1 protein-coding gene is annotated in these 4183 nt (G+C 74.2%); it reads right to left on the bottom strand.

Translation table 11 applies throughout. The features are described 5' to 3' along the window. The coding region (locus ACFO0B_RS28485) for a beta-ketoacyl synthase N-terminal-like domain-containing protein (protein WP_378616278.1) at positions 1-4183 on the bottom strand (4183 nt) is incomplete at both ends.

Here is a 4183-nt window from a genome sequence, read left to right as displayed (position 1 = left end):
GGAAAAGCCCGCGCGAGTTCACGGCCCATCCCCGGCCGCTGCGAACCCTGCCCACCGAAGATCATCCCGAGCCCGCCCGCGCGCCGACCTGGAACCACGCCCACGTCCAGGGCAGCGAGAAGTTCGTCGCGATCGCTTCCGATCACCACCGCACGGTCCTCGAACACCGCGCGGGTACCGGCCAGCGACCACCCGATGTCGACCGGTTCGAGCTCCGGATGCGCCCGCACCCACCGCGCCAGCCGCTGCCCCTGCGCGGCCAGCGCTTCCGGCCCGCGGGCGGAGAGCGCCCAGGCCACCGGGCCGTCGACCTCGACCGGCTCGGGCTCGGCAGCGTCGGGCGCCTGCTCGAGGATCACGTGCGCGTTGGTGCCGCTGATCCCGAACGAAGAGACCGCGGCCCGCCGCGGGTGGCCGTTGACCGGCCACTCCCGCGCGGAGGTCAGCAGCGAGACCGCGCCCGACGACCAATCCACGTGTGGCGTCGGCTCGTCCACGTGCAGCGTCGCCGGCAGCACCCCGTCCCGCAACGCCATCACCATCTTGATGACGCCCGCGACACCGGCGGCTGCCTGGGTGTGCCCGATATTGGACTTGACCGATCCCACCCACAGCGGCTCGGCCCGCTCCTGCCCGTAGGTCGCCAGCAGAGCCTGCGCCTCGATGGGATCACCGAGCGCGGTACCGGTGCCGTGCGCCTCGACCACATCCACCTCGGCCGTGGTCAAGCCGGCGGCGTCCAGCGCCCGGCGGATCACCCGCTGCTGGGACGGCCCGTTCGGCGCGGTCAGGCCGTTGGAGGCGCCGTCCTGGTTCACCGCGCTGCCGCGCAGCACCGCGAGCACCCGGTGTCCGTTGGCGCGCGCATCCGACAGCCGCTCGAGCACGACGACGCCGACCCCCTCGGCGGGGCCGAAGCCGTCGGCGGCCGCCCCGAACGCCTTGCAGCGCCCGTCCTCGGCGAGCCCGCGCTGGCGGGAGAACTCGACGAACCCCGACGGCGTCGCCATCACGGTCACGCCGCCGGCCAGCGCCATCGAGCACTCCCCCGAGCGCAGCGCCTGCGCGGCCAGGTGCATGGCCACCAGCGACGACGAGCAGGCGGTGTCCAGCGTCACCGCGGGCCCTTCCAGCCCGAACAGGTAGGCGATCCGCCCCGAGACCACGCTCGCCGAGCTGCCGGTGCCGACGAACCCTTCGACGCCGTCGGGCAGGGTGTCGATGCCGGACAGGTAGTCGTGGTAGCTCATCCCGGTGAAGACGCCGGTATCGCTGCCGCGCAACGTTCTCGGGTCGATCCCGGCGTGCTCCAGCGCCTCCCAGCCCGTCTCCAGCAGCAGCCGCTGCTGCGGGTCCATGGCGAGCGCCTCGCGCGGGGAGATGCCGAAGAAGGCGGCGTCGAATCGGCCTGCCCCGTGCAGGAAGCCGCCCGCGCGGGCGTAGGTGGTGCCGCGACTGTCGGGATCCGGGTCGTACAGTGCGTCGAGATCCCAGCCGCGATCGGCCGGGAAGGGGGTGATGGCGTCGCCGCCGTCCAGGATCAGACGCCACAGTTCGTCCGGGGAGCCGACTCCGCCGGGGTAGCGGCAGGCCATTCCGACGACGGCCAGCGGCTCCCCCGGCTCGGCGGCGCGGGTGATCCGTTCGTCCGGCGCCACCGCGCCGAAGAGTTCGCCGAGGATGTGGGCGGTGACGGCGTCGGCGGTCGGGTGGTCGAAGACCAGGGTCGCCGGGAGTCGCACGGCCGTCGCCGCACCGAGCCGGTTGCGGAGTTCGACGGCGGTCAGCGAGTCGAAGCCGAGGTCGCGGAAGGCGCGGCCGGCGTCGACGCGCCCCGGTCCGGTGTGGCCGAGCACGGTCGCGACCGTGCGCCGGACCAGCTCGAGCACGGTGGCGTACCGCTCGGCCGTCGAACTGCCCGCGAGCTGCCGCGCCAGTTCCCGGCCGTCGCCGGAGCTCGGCGCGCCGAGCTCGGCGATCCGGTCCCCGAGGTCGGGGATGTCGTCGTAGAGGTGGTTGCGCCGTTCGGCGTTGTTCGCGATCCAGAACTTCTGCCAGTCGATATCCGCGATCAGCACGGCGGGGTCGTCGGCGGCGAGCGCGGCCTCCCAGGCGAGCAGCGCGTCCGGGACCGCCATGGGCGGGACGCCGTGCCGGATGAAGCGGTCGACGGTCGGCTGCCGCGCCATGCCGTCACCCGCCCAGGCACCCCAGGCGACCGCGGTGGCGGGTAGCCCGCGGGAGCGCCGATACTGGGCGAGGGCGTCGAGGTAGGCATTGGCCGGGGCGTAGTTCCCCTGGCCCGGCGAGCCGACGACGCCGCCGAAGGACGAGAAGAGGACGAACTTCCGGAGCGGCCGGTCCGCGGTCAGCTCGTGCAGGTTCCACGCGCCTGCCATCTTCGCGCCGAGCGGTGTCGCCATGCGGGCGGGGTGCAGCGCGTCCAGCAGATCGTCGTCGAGCGCTCCCGCCGCGTGGATCACGGCCGTGAGCGGGAATTCGGCGGGGATTCCGGCGAGGACACCGGCCAGCGCGTCGCGGTCGGCGACATCGCAGGCCACGACGTCGGCCGGGCAGCCGGTGGCCCGCAGCTCGGCCAGCAGCGCGTCGATCCCGGGCGTCGCCTGCCCGCGACGGCCGAGCAGCAGCAGCCGCGCGGTACCGCGCCCGGCGGCCCAGCGCGCGATGTGCGCGCCGAGCGCCCCGGTGCCACCGGTGACGAGCACCGTGCCGCCGGCCCAATCGTCCTCGGGTGCCGGGGTACGCACGGGCGGTGCGGGTGCCAGCCGGCGCACGTGGACGCCGGAGGGGCGCAGCGCCAGCTGGTCCTCGCCGTCGTCCGCCGCCAGTGCGGAGCAGACCGCCGCCCACTCGGTGGCGCCGAGGTCGGGCGGCAGGTCGAGCAGACCACCCCAGCGCTCGGGGTGCTCGAGTGCCGCGATGCGGCCGATTCCCCAGATCAGCGCCTGGGTCGGGCTGCGCAGCTCATCCCCGGGTCCGGTGGCGACGGCTCCCCGGGTGAGGCACCACAGCGGAACGTCGATTCCGGCGGCGCCGAGCGCCTGCAGCAGGCTCACGGTGGCAGCCGGCCCGGTGGGGACCGTCGGGTAGCGCGGATGCGGCTGCTCCGCCAGGCCGAGCAGCGAGACGACGCCGGAGCATGGGCCGGTGAGGGACGGGGTCCAGGTGGTGCGCTCGCCGGGGTCCGCGCCGTCGGGGCGGATGATCCTGGCGGTGGCGCCCGCGTTCTCGAGTGCGGTCGCGAGGGCATCGGCCTGCGGGTCGCCGTCGGCGGCCACGACGAGCCAGGTTCCCGTCGGCGCGGTCGCGGGGCGGGCCGGACGCGGTCTCCAGGTGACGTGGTAGCGCCAGGAGGTGACGCGGCCGCGGGTCTGCTTGCGGTCGCGCCAGGCGAGCAGGTCGGGTAGCACCGCCTCCCAGGACTCGGGCGTGGCGGAGGTGGCGAGTGCGGCGGTGTCGCCCCGGTCGACCCGGTGCCAGAACTCGGCGTCGGCGGTTTCCGTGGCGGGTTCGACCCAATAGTTCCGGTGCTGGAAGGCGTATGTGGGCAGCGGGACTCGCCGTCCGCCGAAGTTCCAGTCGATCGGGGTGCCGGTGACGAAGAGCTCCGCCGCTGCGAGCAGGAACCGGCGCTGCTCGGGCTCGTCGCGGCGCAGCGTGCCCACGGTGACCGTGCCGGGCAGCACCGGGTGCGGAGAGACCTCCACGAGTTTCGTGAAGCCGTCCGCGTGTGCGGCGGTGACCGCGCCGTGGAAATCGACTGTCGTGCGCAGGTTCTCGTACCAGTACCCGGCGTCCATCGTCGCGGTGTCGATGACGCCCGCGGTGACCGTCGAGTACAGCGGCACCCGGGATCGAGCCGGGGCGACACCGGCGAGCTGCTGGGCCAGTTCCTCGCGCAGGACCTCGACCGCGGGGGAATGCGAGGCGTAGTCGACCGGCAGCCAGCGGGTGCGCACCTCCTCGCCCAGCTCGTCCACCACTTGCCGCAGGGCTTCGGTCGTGCCCGACAGGACCACCGAATCCGGGCCGTTCACCGCGGCGATCGAGACACCGGGACGCTCGTCGATCGGGGCGGCGACCGACAGCATGGTCCCGCTGCCACTCAGCGAACGCAGTGCCGCGCTGCGCAGCGCCACCACCCGGGCACCGTCCTCGAGGC

Origin of the sequence: Nocardia jiangsuensis, from assembly GCF_042650385.1 — a bacterium.
GTDB lineage: Bacteria > Actinomycetota > Actinomycetes > Mycobacteriales > Mycobacteriaceae > Nocardia > Nocardia jiangsuensis.
The sequence above is the reverse complement of the archived record's forward strand: the minus strand, read 5'-3'. Positions and strand labels throughout refer to the sequence as shown.